We start from the raw sequence: 24995 nt of genomic DNA on the forward strand, positions 1-24995 counted from the left end.
CTCTCCCCCTAGCTATAAGAGTCTTTTTGCATAAATATCTTTAACAAACTCCTCTTTAACAGCTGTATATTCATGAATAGTTGCCGTGTTAGTTTGTCGCAAATAATCTTTTTTAAGATTGCGATATTCCATTCTTTTATCGCTATTTGCATTTAAAAAATCCCTAAAAAAGACGAGGTTTTCCCACAATTCCCCTTTAAAAACTACTGCATGAACATAGTGTGTTTTAACATCGAAAGTTTCATCTTCAAATTTGGCAAATACTACTTCATTCGGTCTTTCTACACGTAATCGGTAAAAACCGATCTTACGAAGTTTTCTTTCCATTTCTTTATCAATGTTAGTAATATCCTCTACACCAAGTAAAATATCAATAATCGGCTTTGCACTTATTCCAAAAATTGCGGTACTTCCAATATGCTCTATACGATTTCCGTCAATTTCCAAGACAGCTTGCATTTCTGTCTTCACCTTTGAAAATTCAATTTTCCATTCTTCGTCAAAAGGTACAATTCTTACTTCATTATTTTTTAGTCCCAATTTCATATAATATCCCCCTTTGTTTACTCACCTGAACAAGACGAATAAAGCGAAAATGTCCTGCCGATTTCTGGAATTAACTACTGTGTTAGAATTAACTTAGTGAAGAAAACCGCTAGAGAAAGAATTCATTCTCTAACGGTTATATTTTTTAGTACATGCAGTAAATCCTTGTTCAACTAAGCTCATCAGAAATGTTAAGTGTAGCCCTTTTCAAAATAAAGGCCCTGATTGCCTACATTAGTATTCCTTGTTATTCAGTAATCCAAAAAAATCAGTCGAGAAAATGAATATTACAAATGATGCTAAGATCACTAATTGAATGGTCGTGAAAATATAATCATTTCTGTTTTCTGCATACTTTTTCTCCATGATTATTCTAACTATTTCAGTTATAAATATTAATGCAAATACAAGAACATGTGATTCTAAAAACCAAATATGTTCTAGAGGATCACTTGTAACATTTAAGAAGAAATCAACAAGTATAAATACAATGAAAAGAATTCGAATTGCCCAATCAATCTTTTTGTGTTTCTCATTTACATGACTATAGGAAAACATTTTTTTCTTTTCAACTCTAAGCCGTTTCCTTAAAGGTTTATTAATGAAAAAAAGAAAAAGTCCAAAAATAGATAATACTAAAATTAAATTCAATAAAACACTCCACATAAATGAATCACCACCTAAGGGTTTCCCTTTATCACCATGTATCTTATTTCGAAAAAAGTTCTGTAGAGTGGAAAAACAATTCCTTATTCAAGCGAAGCGCCCTTTTTGAGAAATGTTCAATTAAAAGCTTCTTCATTTACCTGCAAACTTCGCAATTTTCTTTGGCTAGAGGACACCCTACAAGCAGAATTACCACCGGTTATTATTCTTATAATTTTTCGTATGAAGATAAACTCTATTATCAATTTCTGCCCGGCTACCGATGAAACTCATGATTGCCACCAAAATTCCAAAGAAAACAAAAGCAGCTCGGTAATAACCCTGGAACATGGAAACAAAGGACGCTACCATCAGTAAAATCATTATGATGATTACTATTATCTGTCTTTTACCTCTTTTCTTCTCTCCCATAGTTCAACCTCCAATCCGTTCGGCAATAATGTTTGATTTAAATGTATCTGCATTCATCAAAACCAAAATTCTTATGAGGTTATTATCTATTGTTAATTAGAGCCAGTCATTAATATATGTTAGTAAACCAATAAGAGCACCAATACCAGCTGCAGGAAATACGTATAGAGCTAGCTGTAAATCCTGTTTTTCTTTTTTACTCACTTCTTTATTCATATTTTCACCTCCTAAGTTCATCATTTCGCAATTCCCATTTTACCATATATCCCCAAAAATTTCAGAAAGTTGTTATTCAATAAAACGGAAAAAGACACACTCCTTATTAAAGAATTGTGCCAAATTATTGAGGTCATGTATTCTGATGGTCTCTATGTAAAATTTACAAAAAAAAATCGGCATAAACCGATTTTTGAAATTAACCTGATTGTTCCCACATTTACTAGTTGTTAGTTCCAGCAGTGTTCTTAGGATTGGAAGCATCCTTATTCGAACTGTTGCTTTGTCCATTACTGCCATCGATCACTTCTTCGCCGGCTTCTTTCACTTTTCCACCGATATCCTTTAAATCAGAAGAGATGACTTCTTTGGCATTGGAAAGAATATCACTTGATTCTTCCTTTACCAGAGTAGCTGGCACAACTATATTCTCGTTCACTTTTTCATAAAGGTTTTGCGCATCGCTGATTGCTTCTTTCAGAATGGAAGAAGCAGATTTCATTCGCTCTTGCAGGTCGTTTTTCACTTCTGATGGATTGTTTTTGACTTGGCTGTACATATCCATTGTCGAGTCTTTCATGTTTTTGGTTGTGGAAGTGATCTTGTTTCTTGTGTTCGAATCAAGCATTGCAAGTGCGCCGCCAATAACCGCCCCTATTAGGACACCCTTTAAAAACTTTCCGTTTTTTTCATTTTCCATAGTTGTCAATTCATTATTATAAGCTGCAGTTTGTGTCATGGACAATTCCTCCTGTATTTTTTGTGGATTTTTTCTCTTACTCCTTAAGTGCCCCATATTTTATTATTTAAACTATTTGGGCAAATTCTTAGGTAACCAGCTAACCAAAAGTCATGCTGAATGGAGAAAGAAGTATGAGGAGTCTTTCCCGTCATCTTCACAGCAACTTTACTATCTTAAAACATATAAAAACCAGGCACCATTGGCACCCGGTTCTTCAGCTTCTCAATCAAGCCTTCAATATTATAATCGTCTGGTCATCATGAACCTCATTTGGCCGCAGCTGATTAACTTCATCAAGCAATTGCTGCGCGAGGATATCGCCCGGCTGGGTATGGTCCATCCTCATTAACGCTTCCCACAGCAGTTCAATTCCATCAGGGGAATCTTCGTTTCTACACTCGGTTACGCCGTCTGTATAGAGAATGATTAGGTCACCAGGCTCGAGCTCCACACTTTGGGTCGTATAGAGACTATCCTCAAAAATGCCCAGTGCAGGATTTTTCGTATGCAGCTCAATCAATTCACTGCACCCGGCCCTGTACCATAAAATCGGTTCATGTCCTCCTGTGGAATAGGAAAACAACCGTGTCGCTTTATTGTAGTTCACCATCGTCACTGTGACAAATGAATAGTCGCTGGTATAGTCATGAATAAATGTATTCATGCTGGTAAGCACATCATGCGGCTGTTCATAGCGGCTATTAAAATCTTCCAGAGCATAAACCATCATTGATTTCTGAATTGCAGCCGGAATGCCTTTACCCGAAATATCGGCAATTGCCATCATTAGCAGATTACCACGTGGGACAATGGTGTAAAAGTCGCCATTCAGCGTTCTAAAGGGCACACTCACCGCACCAACATCTTCCTGGTCTTTCCATTTCATTTGCTGGGGATTGAGAGATTCCTGCAGTTTTACGGCCAAATTCAGCTCAAGTTCGAATTGCCTTTTCTCCCGTTGCAACTCATCAAATTGCAGCTCAAAAGAAAGATCGGAAAAGGTAATAACGGTGCCATTCTGTTCCCCATTCTCGAGCATCGGTTCTGTTTTCATCGATACCGGAAAAATAAGGCCATCCTTGCGCTTGAAAAACTGATTCTTTGAGTTGCGTGATTTTCCGTCAAGCGCTGTTTGTGAAGTAAGGCAATTTTCTTTGGCGAACCGGCTCCCCTCGGCTGTTCGATGAATTAGGTCGTGAAAATCATGTCCAAGAATTTCAGCCCGCTCATAGCCAAGCATTCTTAAAGCCGACGCGTTGATAAATGTCACTTTGCCCTCCTTGTTGATACCGTAGATTCCTTCAGCGACCGAATTCAGCAAAAGCTCATGCCTCGCGCCTAGATCATGCAAATCTGCATAGGGCTTTTCAATCTTCCTGTAATACATATGTCTCAGCAGATAGTAGTAGCCAAGAACTTTAAAAATATGACCAGCCATATTGCGGTATTCATTCATTTCTTCGTAAGAAGTGAAAAGCCAGGAAGACAGAATCAAGTAAAACGAAGCAAGGGCGATTTCCCTATAAATCATGGTGGACCCGCCATAGATTACTTTAAAGAGCACTGCAACATGGATGATCATAGCCAAGTATTCAAAGCCGTTTTTCAGCAGAGTCGGATGCCCATTGTCAATTATAAGCGGCAGGTCTGCATAGAAGCGAAAGATGACGAACGACACGACCAAGAAATACAGAAGTCCGAACAGGTAGAAATACTTTCCGCTGGAAAATTTCACTCTGGTTTTGAGCGGCAACAATATAACAATTAAAAAAATGATGCTTTCCGTCAAGCGAGCTGCCACCCAGAACCATATAGATGCCTGCGAGTTGCTAGCAATAATAAAATAAGGCATCCCTGCAAAAGTAAATGTATGCATTAAATCAAGCAGCGCCACAACTAGAAACACGGATGAAAACAGCAACCAATTTGCTGACATCGTTTCTTTGAAAGGAACCCAGCCATGAAGGGCAATCGTAATGGACACAAAAATGCTGACCATCTCGAGAATTGCATGAAGAGCTAAATGGTTATGGCGAATTGGCTGATAAAGTTCCGAGAAAAAATCAATCTGGAAGTTTAGTAAAACAAAAAAGAGGATGGACACCAGTGCAAGCAACCTTGTATGTGGTGCCATCCTTTGAATAAAAGCAATCATAGCTATCCTCCAGCCTTTGGGTAAACCTTTTTTCTAATCTTGGTGCAAGGCGCCCTACTAATCGCCATGTCATTTCTATTTTATTAGTTTTAATAGATTTCAAATATATATATGAACCTCTGTTCTCTATCCCCATTATACCTGCTTTTAAGGTGATTGCGCGCAAAAAAAAAGAAATAAAGTAGGCTTTCACTCTCCAAGTAGCGCACAAATTCATTCTACCTTTATATAAATCTTTATTGCTTTAACAGTTCCCTTCCCCTAAACATACCATTAGTTGTCAGAAAAGTCAGAACATCATTTCTGTTAAAAAGAAGAGAATGATTGTTTCTAGTACACTCTCAGCCTCTTCTACAAAATCTTGAATATGTATTATTGGTAGCGTTTTGTCAATTTCTCTTTATGACTTTCCATAATCTCTGTTAAATCAATTTGGTACTTATCCGCTAAGATAAATAAATTATCCAACACATCACCAAGCTCTTCCTTTAAGTTCTCAACTTGCTGTTCTTTGGAAATTGCTGCTTCATCCGGACGGTCGCGACCAATTTCAATTGTACGGATTGCTTTTGATACTTCACCTACTTCTTCCGTCAAAAAATTGACTCTGATAAACGCATTTAAATCATACCATTCTCGTTTTTTGTAAAAATCCGTAATCCATTTTTGGTATTCTAAAATATTCAATGCAAGCCACTCCTTACTTTTCGATCCATCCTTCTTTTATTTCAATAATTCAAGTTACTCAACAATCTGGCCCCATTATGAAAAAGGCACAATTCTTACTTCAGAATTGCGCCTAAATTGAATAACGATCAGCTTCTATTAGCTGGTTTTGTTCAATATTTTAGTAGTATGAAAGCTTACCCAAAATAAAAGTTGTTACAGTTTATTGTTAACTATATTTAATTCTGAAATGGTATCAAATATTCTACTATAAGCATCTTTTATGTTTTCTTCATTCCAAATATCATTATATAATCCGTATCCCCAATACTTCATTTCTCCTTTGGTTTTAGGATCATTAAGATAACCAGTTGCATATGAACCGTCTTGAACATCTTTTGTCCCTTCATAAGATGCACCTGCTACCACAAAAGGGAGGTATGATTTTTCAGATTCAATAAAGAAAAATGGAAGCACTCCTGATTGATAACTTTCAACGTATTTATCATTTGCAGCTTCTATGAGATTTTCTTTCATAATAAATACTGCATCCAATTCTTCAAGGCGATGCGGCTCCTTTATGTCTTTTAATTCCAACTCTACAAATTTAATATTCTTTTCTCGAACTTCCGGAATTTCCCCAATTACACCGATTTTTAAGTCCATTCCTTTGTATTCTTCAGTTTCTATGGAATTTTTTGAACAACCTACCAGAAATGACTGTATTGAAACTATTATCAATAGCCCCATTATTTTAATCCTCATAATGTCCCCTTTTTTTATCCACTTTATAACGAACCCATACTACCACAACAATTTTCACCCTCTTCTACAGCCTATAAAAGCCTCAAGAAATTCCGACTGGACAGTAAGAAAGGAATTTAGAAGTCACTAATTATGCCATATCGATTTTCTTTACCCATCCAAGAACTAACATCACGCCAGTATAAACGCTTAGCTGATAGCCAGCTAGTTTCAGTTAGTATTGAATTTCCGGGGTCCCAACTATTGTCATCAGCCCAATAAAGGAGGCCTTTGTGTAAAATCAATTTTGCATCATGGATGATTGAATCATAATTTTCAGGACTTGGAACAATATGAAATTGAGCCACACCCCTAAATAATAATTCGATTGCGGAAGGATTACGATACTGTCTCTGAAAGAGGATTCGGACATTGGTATCAGGTACTGGAGACATCGATAAATTATCATTAACAAAACTCTCAGTCCACATATACAATTCCTTTAAACAACTATCATGAAAGCCTCCAAACGTATTCAAAAGATTCTCAATATCTTTGTTATCCTTAACCTCAAACAATCCCATAGGAATCCACAACTCCTGTTACTTAATTTCCATAAACATTTATATAAAGTGATTTCAACTGTATGTTCTTCAAGAAAAACCCTTTACTATCACTTACAATATTAACATAAATATCCAAAATATTTATTTGTGCTATCAAATAAAATAGCTTATTACTAAAAATGACACAATTCCAATTCAAGAATTGCGCCCTTTAATGGTGTAACTAGGTTTTTGATGTTCGTTCACTAACGTTGCTCCTTCATGCTTAATTTTCTCCAAATCAATGTGGCAAATAGCATTATCACGCCAACCACCGCTCCAATAATCTGGTCCAATAATAGTTCACCAGTTCTAAAATAACGAATGGTAAAAGTTATCCCGAAAATAATAATTATCATAATTGCTAACCGAATAAGAAATGTGTTTGTTTTCATGATCAAGCCTCTTTTTTTTATTAATTTCTTGTAATTAGGGGTGCAACCCTTTAGTTGAGTATTACTTTAATTAATTTATCATACGCCGTTAAACGCTACGAAAAAAGCAAAGAGCGAGATGCACAGATAGAAGATAGGCCTCAATAAGCCCTGGGTTCTTTTATATTCACGCTACGCCATAATGAAAGACATTGCACTCATAAGTATGAACATCAACGGTTGCAAGGTGAAGTTTTCCGTAAGCAAACTGTATATACTAATGAACAAAACAAAGGTTGCAAAAAGTATTTGAAGCAACATTAAATTACCAAACTTGTTTTCTGCCACTTTTTACCCTCCCTCCAAAAGCCGAGATCTGTACTTTAATACGTTTAAGAAGTGAAAGTGTTTCAACTTATCCCCAATTCTCCATTTTGAAGTAAGACAGGATATCCCGATTTATTAAAGAAAACGGCCCCTTAAGTTTAAGTGCAATCCTGTTTAAACCACCATCCTCTGCAATTTCGACAAACGTTTGGCGTTACAATTTCCCCTTGAAATTCATTAATTTTTCCACCTAAATGTTTGAAGGGATTTAATAAAGGTTATAAAAAACTATAGCAAAATATAAACTTTATAATAGGAGATGAAATTATGAGCTTTATTTGGTTTTTAATTATTGGCGGGATTATCGGTTGGCTTGCAGGTATGATTATGGGGAAAGATATCCCAGGTGGAATTATTGGTAATATTATCGCTGGTGTGATTGGTGCTTGGATTGGTGGGTTGCTTCTTGGAAGTTGGGGGCCTAAAGTTTCTGATTTCTACATCTTACCTGCTTTAATTGGAGCAATTATACTAGTATTCATTGTGAGCTTAATTATGAAATCAATGCGTAGAGCTTCATAATGGTAAATGGATTTTTAGTTTATCTCTATACGGTTAAGTGAATTATATGTAAGCAACAATAAAGAGTGACCGTATATAATAAAAAGCGGTCTTCCACGATCTAGTCTGTGGAGGACCGCTTTTTACTTTGTTCTTATTTACTTAACAATCTGGCCCTTTTCATGAAGAAAGACGCACTTTTCATTTTGTGTCCCTTTTAAGGAAGTCTTCTAATCAATCCCCACCACCAGGGGGCGATGCATCGTATGATTTTTTACTGCTCGCATTATAATTTCGGCGTCTTTGCTGTCTGATTTTTTCATATTTGCGTTCCGTTGGATTCATTCGCTGCCATCTAATCCAGTGATACACTTTCGATATAATTTTCACTAGCAATATATAACCAAATACAATGATCACTACTCCAATGAAACTACTAAATAGTGATTCCATCTAATCTAACCTCCTCTGATAAAATTTTTCATACCGGGCAAGACTTTTCTGGTAGACTTTTTAGTGAAAAATCTTGATGATCAAATTGAATACTATCACTTTCACCAGCTTTAGCTACCGCTTGTTCTTATTCTTCAGCTAATTTAAAAATATCGTCTGTTTTAACGGCAACTTCTTCTGAAGTATGCCAATTGATATTTGCTTCTTCCAATTCTACATCACTATATATAAGAGATACCGTTGAGGAGTAAAATCGTAGTTTTCCCCTATAAAATTACACCCCGTTAATAACACAATACAAAATAAACAAGCGAACAATTTCGTTAAATATTTCCTTTTAGTCCTCCTCGTTATTTATATTTTATCACCACTTTCTTATCCTTTGTCAGAGATATCCTGCCTTGTTCGGTTAAGTATGTTCTTCGCAATAAAAAGTGATCACTAAATTTGATCCTCAATTGGAAATGCTGCTCTTCAATAATCTGGCCCTTTTACGGAAAAAAAGCGATCTCCTTATGGAAGAATTGCGTCCGATTATTGAATAAGTTACTCCACGTGTTTCTTCGTATTGTTCAATAAAAATTTTTATAGGGATAATCAATGGCAAAACAAGTTTCATAAGATTTAACAAAAAAAGCATACTAAGGACACCACGTGGCAAACTAAAATCATGGAGGTGTATATAGTGAGTAACAGCCCGAAGAAAAATTTAAGTGGAAACGTTAGTGATGAACAAGCAGTAAGGAAGAATTTATCAAGGGAGTTTGATCATGAGCTTGCAAACGAACCCTTGACAGCGGCAGAGAGACTTAATAATAAGAAAACTAAGAAACGGCAATGAGTTAAAATGATGCTTCGATCAAGAATTACATTACCTATTACGTGTATCGTGTTTAATAAGTTATCAAAATGATTCAACAAGCCTCCATCTTTACTAAGGTGGGGGCTATTTGACGCTTACAATAATACATTCGCACAATCTCTTTCCGAGGACATCGTATTATTATTTACACGAGAAGGGTGAAAGTACTTGTTATCCGAAAGAAAACGGGTCGTAAATTTTCGATATACACGCAATCTTTCTTTACCTAAACTGACCAGATAGTTTAAGTACATTACTTCACAATCCACCTGAGTATTAACATAGTTTTCCTTATTCTTTTAAAGACGTTATTCAACAATATGACCCAATTGTAGAATAAGGCACAATTCTGAAGAATTGTGCCCGATAGTTAAAGTTCGTTATTAAACTAAGCCTTTCGTTAGATTGATTTGCAGTTAGTTATATATCGTCCAACGAAGAAATTGTTCTTCTCTTTCTTTTATTTTGCCTCAAAGTTCTAGAGGTCTACTCACCAACCATACCGTCCCCATCACGATCATCCATGAACGGATAGAGAAAATGATCACTCGTTATTGGCATACTAAAACCTGCTGCTTTTGCTTCTTTAATCGTCACCTGTCCATTCCCGTTAGTATCAACACTAGAAATATCACCTTTTGTGTTTGAACTAGTTGCATCAGAAGGCTCACTACCTGTTAAGCCGAGTGAAGCGTTTACTTCATCAGGGTTCACATTGTCAAACTTATCAACGATCTGTTTACCCTTTAAAGTATAGGTATACTGATAACTTGAAGGAATCTGTGTTTCCGTATCAGGATATGTGATAATAGCTTCAAAATTCGTAGCTCCACCAGCCTTACGGATCACCTCTTCCATATAAGCTTGATCACCATGTCGGTTGAGCGTACTATCTTGCGGGGTAATATTATAGGCATTCGATACCCCTCCAAGTGAATCAGCAATGATATGTCCTTCATCCAAAACGTCACTTTCAACGCCAGGAACCTTTGCCTCATCAGGATAGTATCTGCCAGATGATAATACAGGTTCGTTACGGTCATCTTGTAGAATGACCTCGTCAGCAATGACACGTACTAGTTGCCCGTATTCATTCGTAAATGCCCAATATTCACGGTCTCCGTAACCAATGTCAACGACGACGTTAGGTTCACGATATCCAGACATCTCCCCACCATCTACTTCAATAAGTTTGTATCCTGGGAACAGTTCATTATTTGGTTGCGTAGGCGTTTCCTCTACTACTGGTTCATCAATAGCCGTAGTGACAGTGTCTTCTTTATCGCTGTTTTTATTTGTTTCAACTGTGGCTGCTTCTTGTTGATCTGTTTGTGCATCTGAAACGGATGCGTCTTCTACTTCGGTACAACCAACCATAAAGATGGCCGTTAAAAGCAGGATTAAATTGTTTATTTTCATTTTGGGATTCTCCTATAATATTTCATACTAAAAATCTCGGAATCGAATATAGGTTAACACTATTAAACTAATGATAATAGTATATTCTAAGATTAACTTTATTACAGTAGATACTTTGTCCCAAGTGCCCCTTTGAAGACTGAATCAATTTAAATAAATCATTTAATCCAAGCCATTACCTAGCCCTTTTCTGCAAAACAAAAAAGGGTCTCCTGTAAGGATCCCTTTTGTAAATAAAGGTTATTTATATTTGACTATAAAGTTCTCAAGTCAAGCAAGCATTAACAAGGCCGAGTAACAAACGATTCCAAGAAAAAAGGCAAGGAAGCTGCTTTTTCTCTCTTCCGGTAATTCTTCCTTAAGAACGTTGAGAATTACCCCTCCGGCCAATAAGGCAGTGAGCAATGATATATAAATTTCTTCTAATTCAACAAATAATCCAACCGCCCATCCGAAAAGTATAGCAATGGCCAACAGCCATCTTCCGTAGCGATCATAAACTACCTTATGGTTTTTCCTTAGACTATGATCATTGGTGATAAAGTGAACAGCTAAAGCCAAAAAGTAGAAGAACATTCCCCACGGACCATTAAATTCCTCCCGGATTAAAAGGTAGCCTATTAAAGCGTTATAAAGAAAAAAAGAGGATATATGTATCCAGAATACCCCCGGATTCGACTTGTCCTGATTCATTTCATTCCTAGAATTCTTGACCATTTTTTCAAGCCCATAAAATATGGTTAACCCGAGCAAGGCTATTAGATAGACATGATTCTCGAGCAAACGGAAGACCCCACTATCACCAAACTTCTCGAGAATATCTTGATGTTTATTTAAATCGGGCAACAGATGCATAAAAACATAAGAAACCGCTATCCCACCTGCAATAGAAAGAAACCTGCTTCTTGGCGTGTCTTTGATAAACGCCATAGATTTAGAAAACAAATGAATTAGAGTAAAAGCGATAGCATAAATCAAACTTAGGCCAATCTCCATCAAACCATCCCACCCCGATGTTTAGTGTATGATTCTATAGCCTAATTCTGAATAATTAAACCCAACTTAAGATTTCCGTATAATGCATTAATTACCTATATGGTCTGGAAACATTGCTTTATTTTTTTGTCTTTTCACATGAAAGCACCCTACTTTTTTCATGTACTTCAACCAATATTCTTTAGCCTTCAACTGTACGGCCCATCAAAGCCAAAAGAACGCCAATTCCTCAAGAATGATGCCCGATTGTTGAGTAACTTATCGAATTTCTTTATGTTTTATAGCTTCAAGATTATTAACTCCAATTTGTTTAACTTTATCTTCTTCTGTTAATTGAAAATAATAAATTGCTTCTGTTTCATCCGGAAAGACTACCTTTACTTCATATCCAGAAGCTGAAAAATCCGAACTTTTAGTTCTCTTTGTAGATTTAATTTCCAATGCCTCATTTTCTGAAATGCCCTTTTCTTGAATTAAATATTCTTTAACCTTTTCTTCTGTATATGCGATAAGTTCTGGATCACTTTCTGGCATGTATGTGTTAAGAGAATGTATGATAGAAAACATTAATCCAGTAAAAAATAAAATAATTACCGCACAGAATCTATACCTGCTTCTTCAAAAGAATCCCCCTCTAGTTTGAATTAGATTCTACTGTCGTAATCAACAACCAAAAATCACTATAAGTGTATTTTTACACTTATAGTGATTTTAGTCAATAAACAAAAATAGGCACAATTCTTCTTCAAGAATTGCGCCAAATAGTAGGATGTCGTTTATTGAGCTAAAGCAACTGTTACTTCAATTTGATTAGCCGCATTTTGAAGCCCACATTTACTCCTCTAAATAATCAAATTTTCTCGCATGTTCTATTTCCTGAATGGAAACTTGACGTGTTAATTCATCTGTTTCGGAGATATGGTAGGAATCCCATTCGTCATTAACGGCAATTTCTTCAGGGTCTTCATATAATTCATCATAATTTTCAAAATCCCCTTCAAAATCGGACGGTGTTTCGGATGTTCCATATTTTGCAACAACTTGAAACGTATCTTCATAATCATGAACATCATCCTTATCATCTCGGCCAGAAAAAGAATTGTCAACTGGCGGAAGAATCACTTGCTCTTCAACCGGCCGATCTGTTGGTATGTCTTTTGCATCCGTATGTTCAATACAAAATGAGGTATAAGGCAGTGCCGCCAGTCGATCATATGGGATATCTTGAAGACAAACTTCACATACTCCATAGGTACCATCCTCAATCTTTTGTAAGGCGGTATTTACTTTTGCTAACTCATCATCGTCATGTACTTTTAACGCCATATCTTTTTCACGTTCGTATAATTCGGTACCTAGATCTCCTGGATGATTATCGATTGTTGACAACTCATCAACAGAATCCCGTAGACTACCTCGTTCTAAATATTCATCATCTGTTTCCATTCTTCGTTGGAGCAGGTGTTTTTGCTCAATTAACATATTTTTCAACTTTGTTATCTTCTTCTCGTTTAAAATAGTCATCACGTCCTTTACATTATTATGAACAAATTTGATTGGAGTATTAGTCGAAAGGAAAAGTTCAAATGACTAAATATACAATGTATAAACTTCACAATCTTTTCAAAGCTTTCAACGAGAAATCAAATTATCTTTAAAGGCGCTTTACCCTAGTAATGATTATTATCAAAGCAATGAATAATACAACGTATTTCATAAGCCAAATCCCCATTTCTAGTCTAGTGAAAAAGGCACAATTCTTCATAAATGCACCCGAGTGTTTACGATTGTTATTCAACTATACGAAGCCCTCGTTACTTGAAGTATAAATATTTTCACTGGTTGTCGTGGACTGCTGTTGGGTATGTACCTTAAAATCAATAGGAATAAAAATTCACGAGTTTATAAACTCGTGGATTTATTTTTTTTATATAAAAAATAATTGTATATGAAATCAAATATTGATACGAAATAGGCTGGAACTGCAAAAAATAAAATAGGGGAATCGTAACCGTAATAAAGAGAGTCTTGTAAATGTAGATAAAGTAACCAAATTGTTGTAATGACGAAAAGAGAAATATCGTAAGCGATACTTAGTGGGCGTTTAATATTTTTTAGAGCAAAATTAAAAACGATAATTCTAAAAAAAATAAATAGCAATAAACAATAAAAATAAGCTAATGTAACAAAACGATTGATGGATGTAATGATTCTGGTATCGTTAGCATCAGCATAAACCCCTTTGAATAGTTTTAGTAATAGGTATCGATTAGAGTGGTTATAAAGTAAAAACGAAAATTATGATTCTATAAATATTATAAACACACATAAAATTTTAACATAAATATCCATTTTTTTAGAGGTTATTCAACAAACTGGCCCGATTGCTGAAAAAGGCACAATTCTTCTTTCTGAAGAATTGCGCCATTTAACCCGAGAAAGCCGACCGTGAACATACGAGAATTATTGAAACCTTTACCTGATGAAAGTATTCAACCGAAGAAATTAACGATTATTTCTTATTATAAATCTGTAAGTATTAATTTTGCATCATCTGAAGAAGAATCAAGGTCAGTATTATCGTAAGAAATTGAAATAACTTCACCTTCTTTTAAGCTGACAGCTACATCATTATTAGTAGCGGTAAACATTTGATCTCTGCTCTGACCATTTTCACCGTTATATATTGTAATGTTCCATCCTAAATTGTCAAATTCAGGATTTAATTTAACATTAGTTGAAAGTTTATCATCTCCAGGTATGATATCTCTTCCAACTATAAACTCACCTATACCTAATTCATTAGATGGCTCAACCTTTTCGGGTACTGCATTTAACTTTAGAAATATCGCTTAATTCAAGGAGTATCACCTTCAAAAAGTATCATTGGTATTTTTGAGGAATCAATCTCAACTCGTCTATTTCTAGCATCATATCTTTTTAAAGTGACTATACCAACAAAGACATTACTACCGATTTTGGAGAGTTTACTACCGAATTCAACCTTTTTACTACCGATTAGTTTTTTAGAAGAATAAAACCTCACCACATATAGAAAGTGACTTCCACCGTACGTTTTATTTATTCAATTTAGTGGAATAGAATGAATGTGAACATATATAGGAGGGATAAATAATGATAGTCAAATTGACAGTAGAAAACGTATTACAAGCGAAACAAGAAGTGGAGAATTTAGAAGCGCAAGGATATCTTCGAGATAACATTTACATCTTTGCGCACTATGAAGAACGTGAAGATGATCTTAACGAAGCACTGGGGACAGAGGAAGCTGGTATTGGCGAGCAAGGGTTCCTGACTTCTATGAAAAACCTGGTGAGTTCCCGTGGAGATGAACTCCGCAATGAGTTAGCCTCTGTCGGATTAAGTGAAACGGAAGCTGCTCAATTCGAAAAGGAACTAGATACAGGTAAATTGGTCATAGTTGCCAATAAGTAAAAACAAACCCGTTATGGTGTGAGTTTAACTAAAACACTTCAAATTTTTACTCATTGGAAGTATATAAATAAAACATAAAAAATCACCTCGGTGTTCTTATACCGAGGTGATTAAAAATGTAAAATAAAATTTTTATTTTATACAATTAACTATTAAACTATTAAATAGAAGTTAAAGACGGATTTCGTTAGACCTTAAGGTCGGAATGGAAGAAAATCTTCTTTAATATCACTTACTAACCATTTACCATTTTCCTCTACAAGGATAAATATTTGAGTAATATCACCTAAACCAAATTTACTTTCAAAACTTCCAAAGTGTTTATATACTTTTAAAGTTTTGTTATTAGTAAAGATATATGAGCTGCTAGCGTCTTCATATTCAGTGAATGGATGAACTTCAAAATTAAATCCGTTGTTATGAATGATCTTATTGATTACTGAATCAGTGAAGTGCGATTTTAAATAAATTCTTTTTTGTGATACATTTGATAAATTGTCAACTTTGTTTATAGCTTCTTCAAGAGCTTTTATACCTTCAGCATAATGAGGTGCTTCAGTGTAAATTACAACATAACCATCTTCTAAAGATAAGTGAGCTGCTTTTTCTGCTTTACTCCACGTGATCTCTCCACCAAATGCTTCACCAATAGATCTCATTGGTAAATAAATTTTTCCGTTCTCTGAAAGCAAAGATACATCCATTTGGATTTCTTTATCATTTACTTTTAAAATCTTAGAACCTAATTTTAACGTGATAACATCATGGCCCTTAATTACAGTTGCCACTTTAGTTTTATTATTCCATTTCACTTGAGCATTTAGTTCTTCACCTACTCCTCTTACTGGAGCGTAAGTTCTTCCATTCTTTGCTTTGCCGTCATAGACAACGTTATCGTAGATTTGTGATTCGTAGATTTGTGATGCGTGAGCTTTGTTATTTTCAAACTTAAATAGTAATACTAATACTCCTGTTGCTAAAGCACAAAATGCTAATTTCTTAATCTTCTTCATGTTTATCCCTCTCACATCTTGTTATTAGATAAGTAGTTATATGTAATAACTTAAATTTTACCAATAGTAATTAATAAAAAGATAGAATTCTTCTTCATCTTGTTGTTCGTCTCTGTCTCTAAAAATCTAAAATATTAAGTAAATTCATTTTTTCAAAATTATAGAACAAATTCCATTTTACGTTAAAATTGTTGGTCAACAATCTGGTCCTATTGATGAAGAAAGACCCTCTCCTTATTCAAGGAAAGCGGCCGTTTGTTGCAGATTGAGATAGTAATTTCTGTGTTTTACCTGACAAAATAACGGTCCTAGTATTAAAGGGAGATGTTTCGCAATTTTCTTTACATACTAATTTTTTATTAATCAACTATAAACTCGGCTGTCAAATGATACTTATCAAAATCCCCAGCATCTCTAAAATCGTTTATATCTATCACTATACGGTATTCACCGTTATCTAGATTGCCATAGAGCCAATCCCAGTCAAAATACAATTCCGTAACTTCAAAAGGTTCTAACCCATAGCCAACATCATTAAATCCGTAGTTCCCACCTAATATATCTGGTATCTCATACCATTTTCCGTTTATTTTCTTTTCCAGCAAAAAACTTTCACCATAGTTGATATGCTTGTTGGAATTATTCTCAAAGATTACAGTCAATCCAGTAGAAGAGACTGTTCCTTCCTTTGCAATCATCGTTACCCCATCAAGGTTGTTTACTTTTTCGTATATTGTAGGTTCCCATTCAGTTGCCTCAGTTGAACCACTTTTGCTAGAACTTCCGTATTCAGTTGTCGGTTCACTTGTTTGACTTTCTGATTCTTGAGAACAACCGATTAATGCAAAACTTATTATCGCTAATGGTATAAATATTTTTTTCAAATCTCCCTCCCCCTTTAACAATTAGACAATAATTTTTGAGAAAAGTTACAAATCATGCAAGCCTATAAATAAACATTAATATCCATTTACTTAAAAGTGGTTATCAACAATCTGGCCCTATTAATGAATAAGGCTCAATTTCCAGTTCAAGAATTGCCCCCCCTTTAACTGGCTGTAATGGAGTAACTGTCCTTTTTGCCGATGAGCTTCGCGATACGGGAATTAATCGTGAATGCTGCTCATCGGGGTTTGGTTAGTAACATTCAAATTTATCATATGGTTACTCGTACACTAGACGCCCCCGTATGCTATCTATGTGTATTGTAAACTCTAAAACAGGGAATGAAAGATAACCTGGTTCTTTCCTGGTAGTTTAAAAACGACCTTCTATTATTTTTTTAAAATACAAAAGTGGAATCACCATTTTAATCACAACAACCTCTACTTAAAAAAAGACCCACTCACTTAAGAGTAGGTGAATTTATTAGAAGAGACGGTCCAGAATTAGTTTACATTGATATAATTTCAATCAACTTTAGGGATATTTCTCCACTCGCTATGTTATCACATCGTCTTTTAATTATAGACTGCAGTTTTTTTAAAGAGCATGTAATCAGCCTTCAAGGGCTCACTAGTTACTCATAATATATATAGACTTTGCCTTTCAAAAAGTCACCGACGTTCCTCATTACCTATATTAAGAGGTATAAAACAACTATAAAAAGGGGGTATTAATATGGGTATTGGTAATAAAGATATTGAAGTAATTGTAAATCCAGTTATTAACAATGTAGATACTCAGTTACAGGCTCAGTTGCAAGCTCAATTTGAAGCACAGGCTCAGTTCCAAGCTCAATTGCAAGCTCAATTGCAAGCACAGGCTCAGTTCCAAGCTCAGTTACAGGCTCAGTTGCAGCAAATTCTTGATCTACTAAAATAACTGTCAATCATGCCTGAATTAAATCAACCAATTACTTTGCAGGAGGTGATTTCTGATGAACCAAGCAAAAGATTTGAATCCTGGCAAAAATGAAAAATATGATGGCCCTAAAATTAAAGTTCATGTAAACCCGCAAATTACGAACCGTGATACACAAGCGCAGGCTCAATTTGAAGCGCAAGCTCAGTTGCAAGCGGAGTTACAAGCTCAATTCGAAGCGCAAGCTCAGTTGCAAGCTCAATTTCAAGCACAGGTGCAAGCTCAATTACAAAGAATCTTCGAGTTACTAAAACGAAAATCATAAGAATGCCTATCTTTATGTAGTTTTATTGATTGTTGGTTTTTAAGAGGATATAAAAGACCGTTTGTGAAATATCATTCGGTCTTTTTGGTAAGTTTAAGATATATTTTATTTTCCATTGATTAACAATCTTTGTACGCTTTTTAGCACTTTACCATCAAAAGTTAATTTATATATATCTGGCATATTGAGATTTTGCCAGAAGGAAAAATCATACTCTCCGTTAAAAAAATTCATGATCAAAACCATTATATTTCCATGGGTGCCGATAACTATATTTTCTCCTTTGTACTTCTCTAGTATGGTAAATGTGGTTTCTACCCCCCTTTTTTGAGCTACAAAGTTTGACTCTCCACCTTCCCAAGAGAAGTTGTAGTCTTCCCATACTTTCTCTATTGCAATAGTAAAATCCTTGGCAGGGACTGTGGTTAAAGTACGTTCTTTCAAACCATCTATAATATCTATTTCTGTATTTATGTATTGTGCTATGCCTTCGACAGTTTGAATAGCTCGTTTATATGGACTTGAAACAACAATACCAATTTCCTCTGTTTTTAATAATTTTGTTACCATTGTGGCATCAGCAAAACCTTTTTCCGATAAAGGTCTATTTAATTCATCAGATGTATATGCAGAGTGTGCGTGCCTAACAAAATATAAATTAGTCAATTTCTCAGCTCCTTACAATAACAACAATGTCCTATTTTAACATTGCCCACTACCTGAATTGTTTTATATATTAATGTTTCTATTACTCAACAATCTGGCCCGTTTACTGAAAAAGGCACAATTACTCATGAATTGTGGCGAAAGTGGAAAATCGTTAATCAACTGAAGCCCCTTTATTTAATAAGAATGAATAGAATTAAATTTCCTTCCTATAAAATTAGCAGGTACTGGGCTGAGTTCTAGTTCTCTTGACCAAATCGAGAGTTGACCAATGTGATGAATTTCGTGTGCAATTATATGTTGCAATATTTCCACAACAGTATATTTATCTTCATCCCAAGGGACACATACTTCTATCTCTTTTAATTCATCTAAATTTTTTTTTAGAAATTCTGCTATTTCATTTCGAAATCTATCAGAAAGAGATTTAACCTTTTCAGGCGAATCATAATCTGCAAATTCAAATACTAAGTCTTCTTTGCCTTGAATACCGCGTAGCCAACTATATTCAACATCAATAATATGAAAAAGAGTATATAAAATACTCCCTACTCCACCAGTTCTGTCTTTTATCAACTCCTCATTTGAAAGTTGGTTACACCATTCAAACCATTCGTCTCTTACCTGCCAGTTATATTCAAAAAAACTTATCAATGTAAACACTCCAATATAATTGTTTATAACTATAAGAATTGGCTTCTTATTATTAAGATCTCTCTTTTTATTTTAAGTATTCTGCTCTATTAGTTTAAGTATCTTTCTTTACACTCTTGCTTAAATTGAAACATAAATATCCAAATTCAGTAGTTGTTATTAGGCTATAAGGCCCTTAATAAAAGTAGATGCAATCCTTATTAAAGAAATTCGCCCGTTTGTTGAATAATGAAAAATCTTAAACAGTTGCATGTTTAAAGAAATGGATGGTAAACCAAAAAATAACCTATTAAAGAGATAGCTACGATGGTTGCTATATAAATTAACTTATTATTTACTTTTTGATAAAACCAATAACCTAATATTATTAAACTTAGGGAATCAAAAATTAATTGAAATAAAAATGTATGATTGTTATATAAATAGATACTTACTCCAATTGTTTCGGCAGCTAATCCGCTTACAGGCAATGCGTACAAAAAGTTACTGGTTTTGTTATTTTTGTTCCAAAAGTAAAGTACATAACTAATAGCACTACACACTAAGGCAAAAACACTATACAGTATAAAAAGATGCCATTGAAAATCTTCATTGTAGAATCTTGGGATAAAAAAACCAAGTAGATACTTCAAATAATAAAAACTAAAATTCATGCTTAATATGTATAATAAAACGTTAATAGCGGCATTTTTATTTGAGGAACTAAAATAAATAATTAATGTCACTGTTAACATCCAAAAACCAAATAAAGTGGCTATTGAGCTGAAACTCCATAAATCATCGTTTGGTAAAAAGTCCGTTAATCTAGTTAGAATTCCTGCAACCAATCCAAACCCGACAAAAAGTAGGTAGGACTTCAATTGGATTTGGATTTTTTGGCGATGTACTGCAACTGTCATTCAAATTCTCCTCCACATTGCAAGAAAAGCATATTTATTTACAATACAATTCCAATTATAACATAAATATACATTTATTCCGTTAAATGGACCTACTGCTGAAAAAGGCACACTGAACTGCACCCCGACTAACGCATCTTCCTTCCTTCCAGCACTAAATAATTCAGTCAAAATCTCACGTCCTTTTGAAAATAAAAGAAGAGAAGCACTCTACTATATAATAATAACTAAATTCCCTAATATTTCCTTATTCTATCTAGACCGCTTCCTTTAACATACATAGAGTTGTTCTAGTATTGCACATATAAGTTTAAATGAATTGTTAAACATTGAGCCAAGTAGATACTACCCTAAATTTTATGAAAGAAATTTAAATACCCCTACCCGTTCCCATTGTTCAAATGTTTCATTTGCTTATCCCCTTTCTAAGAAATATTTTTTTTATAAAGCAAAACACCGTTAACAACCTACTTGAAAGGGTTTGTGGATCATCATTTCTAATGAATTTACTGCAAAACCGAAGAACTTTTGTTTAGCAACCACTTGATTGTGTTATTTACAGTATTAAGTATTTTATTTTTAAAGGAAAACTCAAATAAAGCATTCTTAACTTAAATGAATGAAATGATTAGAGCTCGATTATTTCAATCTTCATTTAAAATTAATTTCTCAGGGGACGTGGTTTCTAATGTTAGAAATAGTAAACTTTTTAAATAAGTATATCTGGAGTAATGCGCTCGTTTTTTTATTCTTGGCTGTTGGCCTAATTTTCACTTTGAGAACAAAGTTTATCCAAGTTCGACGCTTTAAAGATATGATCACATTACTGTTTGAAAAAAATAATGATAATGCTGGCATCTCTTCATTCCAGGCATTGGCGATGTCGCTTGGAAGTCGTATCGGTACAGGTAATATTGTTGGTGTCGCTACGGCCATCAGCCTCGGTGGTCCTGGTGCAGTTTTCTGGATGTGGGTTATGGGATTCTTAGGTGCCGCTACTTCATTTATCGAAATTACCCTTTCGCAAATTTTCAAAAGTAAAATCGATGGAGAATATCGTGGAGGTACGCCATTTTACATATATAAAGGGCTGAACCTTAAATGGTTTTCAATCATTTCCGCCACGATTCTGATTATCGTTATCGGGATTTTGTGGCCGACTGTTCAGGCAAATACAATTGCCTTAACTGTTCAGGATTCATTTAATATACCCCCACTAGCAACAGGTCTTCTGCTTGCTGCTTTTATGGCCATTATCATTTATGGTGGTGTCAAACGTATTGCCACAGTTTCAGAATACTTGGTGCCGTTCATGGCATTGGCATATGTGGCGATTTGTATCGCATTATTGGTACTGAACTTTTCAGAAATTCCTGCGATGTTATCACTGATTGTAACAAGTGCACTTAATTTGAACGCTACATTTGCCGGCCTGCTTGGTACAGCCATTGCAATGGGTGTACAGCGCGGTGTATTCTCAAGTGCTGCCGGTTTAGGTACGGAAACCTTTGAATCTGGCGCTTCAAGTGTTTCGCATCCTGCTAAACAAGGTTTAGTACAAGCTTTTTCCATCTATATTGATACATTCGTTATTTGTACAGCAACAGCGCTGATGATTTTGATTACAGGTATGTACAATGTTGTGCCAAGCGCTGGCGAAGCAATTGTAACCAACTTCCCAGGTGCTGACCCTGAACTTTATACACAGGCCGCTATAAGTACACTGATTTCCCCAACATTCGGTCAATACTTTATGTCAATTTCTTTATTCCTGTTCTGTTTTACTACGTTAATTACCTACTTCTACAAAATGGATACGAATATCGCTTTCATTAAAGAAATGCTGAATATGGACAAAGCAGGTAAATACATTACGCATGTTGCCCGCATCGGACTTCTTGGCATGGTTGTTTTCGGAGCAGTGAATTCTGCAACGCTGATTTGGGCCATTACCGATTTAGGTGTCGGTCTGCTCGGCTGGGTGAATGTCATCACCATTTTGCTGCTTTCTAAAACCGCTTTAACTGCGCTTAAAGATTATGATACACAAAAAAGTTTGGGGCTTAACCCATCATTCAACCCGATTATATTAGGCATTAAAAACGCCGATTTCTGGGAAGATCTTGAGGCGAGATCCCCTATACCAAAGACCGTTTCTTCAAAGGGAAGGACGGTAGTAGCGAAAAAAGTCAAAGAGCGCCTGTTACCGGTCCCAAACCCTTTTTCTGAATAACGGACAAGCCGACCCACGCTGATTCTTATTCGACAATCTGGCCCTTTTCATGAAGAAAGGCCCTCTCCTTTTCAAGGAAAGCGCCCGATTGTTGAATTAACGATTAGCTTTTATTAGCTAGTTTATTGAGAAAGACACAATCCCTCTTCAAGAACTGCAACCAATAGTTGGAGTTCGAAGGATTGGCCATTTTAAAATGGTTCACGACTTAAAAACATTCTATACCATCAATAGCTTCTCTAATGGCATTTACTAGCCGTCCAGTTTTTGTTCCCAAAGTTAAGTTTAGTTTTTTTAGTCCTCTAATCCCTTTCTATGCTCTCACACCACACATATAAGAAAATGACGCATAGGGAATAGCAATAATTTAACTATCACTGTAAATATCTTTTGTAATATACATAAAAGCATTCGTCTCTTTTAAAATATTGATCTTGTAATATCAATAGCCACCGTTTTTGTTATGCCGCCTCTAACCTTCTCTATATTCTCTCAGCCGTCTCTTTCCATTTTTCTAATACCTATTGTAATTTCCCAAAGATACTAGCGCCACTAGCATTTTCTTGAAAACTTCCAGCCGCCATGCAAGCTACCACTGTTTAACTTTGCTTGTAGACGGGAACTAAAAGTACAAGAGTATTGGAGGAATTTCAATGAAAAAAGTTCAGAAGAAATGGAACAGCTGGAGTGGCAGAAAAAAAGTTATAAGCGCTCTTATACTTCTTTTGATTTTGCTATATATAGGAGAAATGTTATGGCATACATATAAACCGTTGCCGGAGGACGTTTCCTATGAAGGAGACTTGCATAGAACAGACAATATTGAAATGCTAACGGATTTAACTTATGCGCAAGACCAGGAAGGGACCAATCGGAAACATGAGAATCATATATTTGATGAAGTTTACACGATGATTGATGAAGCCGAACAGTTTGTGGTGGTGGATTTCTTTTTGATGGATGGGTATTTCGATGAAAAAGAAGATTTCCCGTCAATCGCGAATATCCTCTCTGGCAAGCTTGCCGAGAAAAAGAAAAACAATCCCGATATGCCGGTTGTTTTCATCACCGATCCGCTCAATAAGGGCTATGGCTCCTATGAAACCCCGTGGTTCAAGAAGATGCGTGAAGCCGGGGTAGAAATTGTTTACACCGATTTAGAGCAGCTGCGGGATTCCACGCCGATTTATTCAGGCTTATACCGATTAATTTTTCAATGGTTCGACCACAACGACAAAGGATGGATTGCCAACGCCATGTCAAGCAAAGCGCCAAAAATGACCGTATCTTCTTATTTGGAACTGCTCAACGTGAAAGCCAACCACCGCAAAGCGGCCGTTTCGGAAAAGGAAGCGATTATCACATCATCAAACCCGCATGACGCAAGTGGCTTCCACGGAAATCTTGGTTTGAAAGTAACGGGGCCCGTCATTAACGATATTCTGGAGGCGGAAGAAGCGGTGTCGCTCATGTCAGGTGGTCCGAAATTGCCGAGGGCTGATATGCCCCAGCAAGATGACGGCCAGTATGCTGTACAATATTTGACCGAGAAGAAAATTTTGGACGCACTGCTTAAAGATCTAGCGAATACAAAAGCAGGAGATAAAATTTGGATTGGCATGTACTTCATTGCCCAACGCGACATTGTCAACACCTTAACAGATGCAGCAAACCGGGGCGTGCAGGTAAATATGATTCTAGACCCAAATGAAAACTCATTCGGCCGGGAAAAGTCCGGTCTGCCGAATCGACCGGTTGTGAACGAGCTGCTTGAGGATACAAATGAACAAATCAACATTCGCTGGTACAACACCGTCGTCGGCCAATACCATACAAAAGCCATCTGGATTCAAACAGCGGAACAAACAATCATTTCAAGCGGTTCTGCCAACTATACGGAACGAACCTTGGAGAATTACAACCTGGAAAGTAACGTACGCATCCTAGCTCCAAATGATAGCGCGCTCGCCTTGGATATGGAACGGTATTTTGAACGGCTTTGGAAGAATGAAGATGCCCTCTACACTCTTGAGGCGGAAGAATATCAGGATAACCTCTCCTGGTGGCAGCGCTGGATTTACACGGCTCAAAGAGCAGCCAAGGTAACCACTTATTAACGGAAAAAAGGAGATGCCTCCTATTTGAATGTGGCATCTCCTTTTTAAACGCTTTACTCCAGAATATGGCCCTACAATTGATTAAA

General features: G+C 35.8%; 29 protein-coding genes. 7 read left to right on the top strand and 22 right to left on the bottom strand.

Features of this window, described 5'->3' with window-relative positions; translation table 11 throughout:
- Positions 1-12: 12 nt before the first annotated feature.
- The 11 genes from QYB95_RS05460 to QYB95_RS05510 all read right to left on the bottom strand — a co-directional run bounded on the left by QYB95_RS05460 (position 13) and on the right by QYB95_RS05510 (position 7473).
- Positions 13-546, bottom strand: a complete 534-nt coding sequence (locus tag QYB95_RS05460) for a GrpB family protein (RefSeq protein ID WP_301137241.1) — start codon at positions 544-546, stop codon at positions 13-15.
- A gap of 234 nt (positions 547-780) precedes the next feature.
- Positions 781-1197, bottom strand: coding sequence for a DUF4181 domain-containing protein (locus QYB95_RS05465; RefSeq protein ID WP_301137242.1), 417 nt, complete (start codon positions 1195-1197; stop codon positions 781-783).
- 204 nt (positions 1198-1401) lie between these two features.
- Positions 1402-1623 carry a hypothetical protein gene (locus QYB95_RS05470; protein ID WP_301137243.1) on the bottom strand — a complete coding sequence of 74 codons (222 nt, stop codon included), beginning with the start codon at positions 1621-1623 and terminating at the stop codon, positions 1402-1404.
- Positions 1624-1719: 96 nt separating this feature from the next.
- Entirely contained in the window at positions 1720-1863 is a 144-nt protein-coding gene (locus QYB95_RS05475; RefSeq protein ID WP_301137244.1) for a hypothetical protein, read from the bottom strand.
- 199 nt (positions 1864-2062) lie between these two features.
- Positions 2063-2578 (bottom strand): YtxH domain-containing protein, encoded by a 516-nt coding sequence (locus QYB95_RS05480; RefSeq protein ID WP_301137245.1) that lies wholly within the window; start codon positions 2576-2578, stop codon positions 2063-2065.
- Positions 2579-2807: 229 nt separating this feature from the next.
- Positions 2808-4736, bottom strand: coding sequence for a SpoIIE family protein phosphatase (locus QYB95_RS05485; protein WP_301137246.1), 1929 nt, complete (start codon positions 4734-4736; stop codon positions 2808-2810).
- 372 nt (positions 4737-5108) lie between these two features.
- Positions 5109-5423, bottom strand: coding sequence for a MazG-like family protein (locus QYB95_RS05490; protein WP_301137247.1), 315 nt, complete (start codon positions 5421-5423; stop codon positions 5109-5111).
- A 195-nt stretch (positions 5424-5618) separates the two neighbouring features.
- A complete protein-coding gene (locus tag QYB95_RS05495) occupies positions 5619-6167 on the bottom strand; it encodes a hypothetical protein (protein ID WP_301137248.1) in 549 nt (182 codons plus the stop codon).
- A gap of 116 nt (positions 6168-6283) precedes the next feature.
- Positions 6284-6730 (bottom strand): hypothetical protein, encoded by a 447-nt coding sequence (locus tag QYB95_RS05500; RefSeq protein WP_301137249.1) that lies wholly within the window; start codon positions 6728-6730, stop codon positions 6284-6286.
- Positions 6731-6957: 227 nt separating this feature from the next.
- On the bottom strand, positions 6958-7146 hold the full coding sequence (locus QYB95_RS05505; protein WP_301137250.1) for a hypothetical protein: 189 nt from the start codon (positions 7144-7146) through the stop codon (positions 6958-6960).
- Positions 7147-7317: 171 nt separating this feature from the next.
- Positions 7318-7473: a hypothetical protein gene (locus QYB95_RS05510; protein ID WP_301137251.1), complete on the bottom strand. Its 156-nt coding sequence runs from the start codon at positions 7471-7473 to the stop codon at positions 7318-7320.
- Positions 7474-7779: 306 nt separating this feature from the next.
- Here QYB95_RS05510 and QYB95_RS05515 point away from each other — a divergent pair, with 306 nt between their 5' ends.
- Entirely contained in the window at positions 7780-8034 is a 255-nt protein-coding gene (locus tag QYB95_RS05515; RefSeq protein ID WP_301137252.1) for a GlsB/YeaQ/YmgE family stress response membrane protein, read from the top strand.
- 213 nt (positions 8035-8247) lie between these two features.
- Here the strand turns inward: QYB95_RS05515 and QYB95_RS05520 are convergent, their stop codons facing one another.
- Entirely contained in the window at positions 8248-8466 is a 219-nt protein-coding gene (locus QYB95_RS05520; protein ID WP_301137254.1) for a hypothetical protein, read from the bottom strand.
- A gap of 685 nt (positions 8467-9151) precedes the next feature.
- Here QYB95_RS05520 and sspO point away from each other — a divergent pair.
- Positions 9152-9307, top strand: a complete 156-nt coding sequence (gene sspO / locus QYB95_RS05525; RefSeq protein ID WP_301137255.1) for a small acid-soluble spore protein SspO — start codon at positions 9152-9154, stop codon at positions 9305-9307.
- Positions 9308-9814: 507 nt separating this feature from the next.
- On the opposite strand, the gene QYB95_RS05530 is transcribed toward sspO, so the two are convergent.
- The 5 genes from QYB95_RS05530 to QYB95_RS05550 form a co-directional block, all read right to left on the bottom strand.
- Positions 9815-10747: a DNA/RNA non-specific endonuclease gene (locus QYB95_RS05530; RefSeq protein WP_301137256.1), complete on the bottom strand. Its 933-nt coding sequence runs from the start codon at positions 10745-10747 to the stop codon at positions 9815-9817.
- Positions 10748-11017: 270 nt separating this feature from the next.
- On the bottom strand, positions 11018-11743 hold the full coding sequence (locus QYB95_RS05535; protein WP_301137257.1) for a hypothetical protein: 726 nt from the start codon (positions 11741-11743) through the stop codon (positions 11018-11020).
- A 258-nt stretch (positions 11744-12001) separates the two neighbouring features.
- A complete protein-coding gene (locus QYB95_RS05540) occupies positions 12002-12310 on the bottom strand; it encodes a hypothetical protein (protein ID WP_425609177.1) in 309 nt (102 codons plus the stop codon).
- Positions 12311-12577: 267 nt separating this feature from the next.
- Entirely contained in the window at positions 12578-13261 is a 684-nt protein-coding gene (locus tag QYB95_RS05545; RefSeq protein WP_301137533.1) for a TraR/DksA C4-type zinc finger protein, read from the bottom strand.
- A gap of 1004 nt (positions 13262-14265) precedes the next feature.
- Positions 14266-14394 carry a hypothetical protein gene (locus tag QYB95_RS05550; RefSeq protein WP_301137258.1) on the bottom strand — a complete coding sequence of 43 codons (129 nt, stop codon included), beginning with the start codon at positions 14392-14394 and terminating at the stop codon, positions 14266-14268.
- Between the two features lie 484 nt (positions 14395-14878).
- Between QYB95_RS05550 and QYB95_RS05555 the strand changes: the two genes are divergently transcribed.
- The gene (locus tag QYB95_RS05555) at positions 14879-15199 is read left to right on the top strand and encodes a YflT domain-containing protein (protein ID WP_301137259.1); all 321 of its coding nucleotides are present in this window, start codon (positions 14879-14881) and stop codon (positions 15197-15199) included.
- A 194-nt stretch (positions 15200-15393) separates the two neighbouring features.
- On the opposite strand, the gene QYB95_RS05560 is transcribed toward QYB95_RS05555, so the two are convergent.
- Together QYB95_RS05560 and QYB95_RS05565 are read right to left on the bottom strand one after the other, a co-directional pair.
- Entirely contained in the window at positions 15394-16212 is an 819-nt protein-coding gene (locus QYB95_RS05560) for a copper amine oxidase N-terminal domain-containing protein (protein ID WP_301137260.1), read from the bottom strand.
- Positions 16213-16571: 359 nt separating this feature from the next.
- Positions 16572-17096, bottom strand: a complete 525-nt coding sequence (locus QYB95_RS05565; RefSeq protein ID WP_301137261.1) for an immunoglobulin-like domain-containing protein — start codon at positions 17094-17096, stop codon at positions 16572-16574.
- A gap of 736 nt (positions 17097-17832) precedes the next feature.
- Here QYB95_RS05565 and QYB95_RS05570 point away from each other — a divergent pair.
- Together QYB95_RS05570 and QYB95_RS05575 are read left to right on the top strand one after the other, a co-directional pair.
- Positions 17833-18036, top strand: coding sequence for a hypothetical protein (locus QYB95_RS05570; protein WP_301137262.1), 204 nt, complete (start codon positions 17833-17835; stop codon positions 18034-18036).
- A 55-nt stretch (positions 18037-18091) separates the two neighbouring features.
- A complete protein-coding gene (locus tag QYB95_RS05575; protein WP_301137263.1) occupies positions 18092-18340 on the top strand; it encodes a hypothetical protein in 249 nt (82 codons plus the stop codon).
- A 105-nt stretch (positions 18341-18445) separates the two neighbouring features.
- Here QYB95_RS05575 and QYB95_RS05580 read toward each other — a convergent pair whose 3' ends face one another.
- The 3 genes from QYB95_RS05580 to QYB95_RS05590 all read right to left on the bottom strand — a co-directional run bounded on the left by QYB95_RS05580 (position 18446) and on the right by QYB95_RS05590 (position 20559).
- Positions 18446-19006, bottom strand: a complete 561-nt coding sequence (locus QYB95_RS05580; protein ID WP_301137264.1) for a histidine phosphatase family protein — start codon at positions 19004-19006, stop codon at positions 18446-18448.
- A gap of 177 nt (positions 19007-19183) precedes the next feature.
- A complete protein-coding gene (locus QYB95_RS05585; protein ID WP_301137266.1) occupies positions 19184-19660 on the bottom strand; it encodes a DinB family protein in 477 nt (158 codons plus the stop codon).
- A gap of 254 nt (positions 19661-19914) precedes the next feature.
- Entirely contained in the window at positions 19915-20559 is a 645-nt protein-coding gene (locus tag QYB95_RS05590) for a hypothetical protein (protein WP_301137267.1), read from the bottom strand.
- A 688-nt stretch (positions 20560-21247) separates the two neighbouring features.
- Here QYB95_RS05590 and QYB95_RS05595 point away from each other — a divergent pair.
- Together QYB95_RS05595 and QYB95_RS05600 are read left to right on the top strand one after the other, a co-directional pair.
- Positions 21248-22792, top strand: a complete 1545-nt coding sequence (locus tag QYB95_RS05595) for an alanine/glycine:cation symporter family protein (RefSeq protein WP_301137268.1) — start codon at positions 21248-21250, stop codon at positions 22790-22792.
- Positions 22793-23445: 653 nt separating this feature from the next.
- A complete protein-coding gene (locus QYB95_RS05600) occupies positions 23446-24909 on the top strand; it encodes a phospholipase D family protein (RefSeq protein ID WP_301137269.1) in 1464 nt (487 codons plus the stop codon).
- Positions 24910-24995: the final 86 nt, after the last annotated feature.

Source organism: Ureibacillus aquaedulcis, from assembly GCF_030418165.1.
GTDB lineage: Bacteria > Bacillota > Bacilli > Bacillales_A > Planococcaceae > Ureibacillus > Ureibacillus aquaedulcis.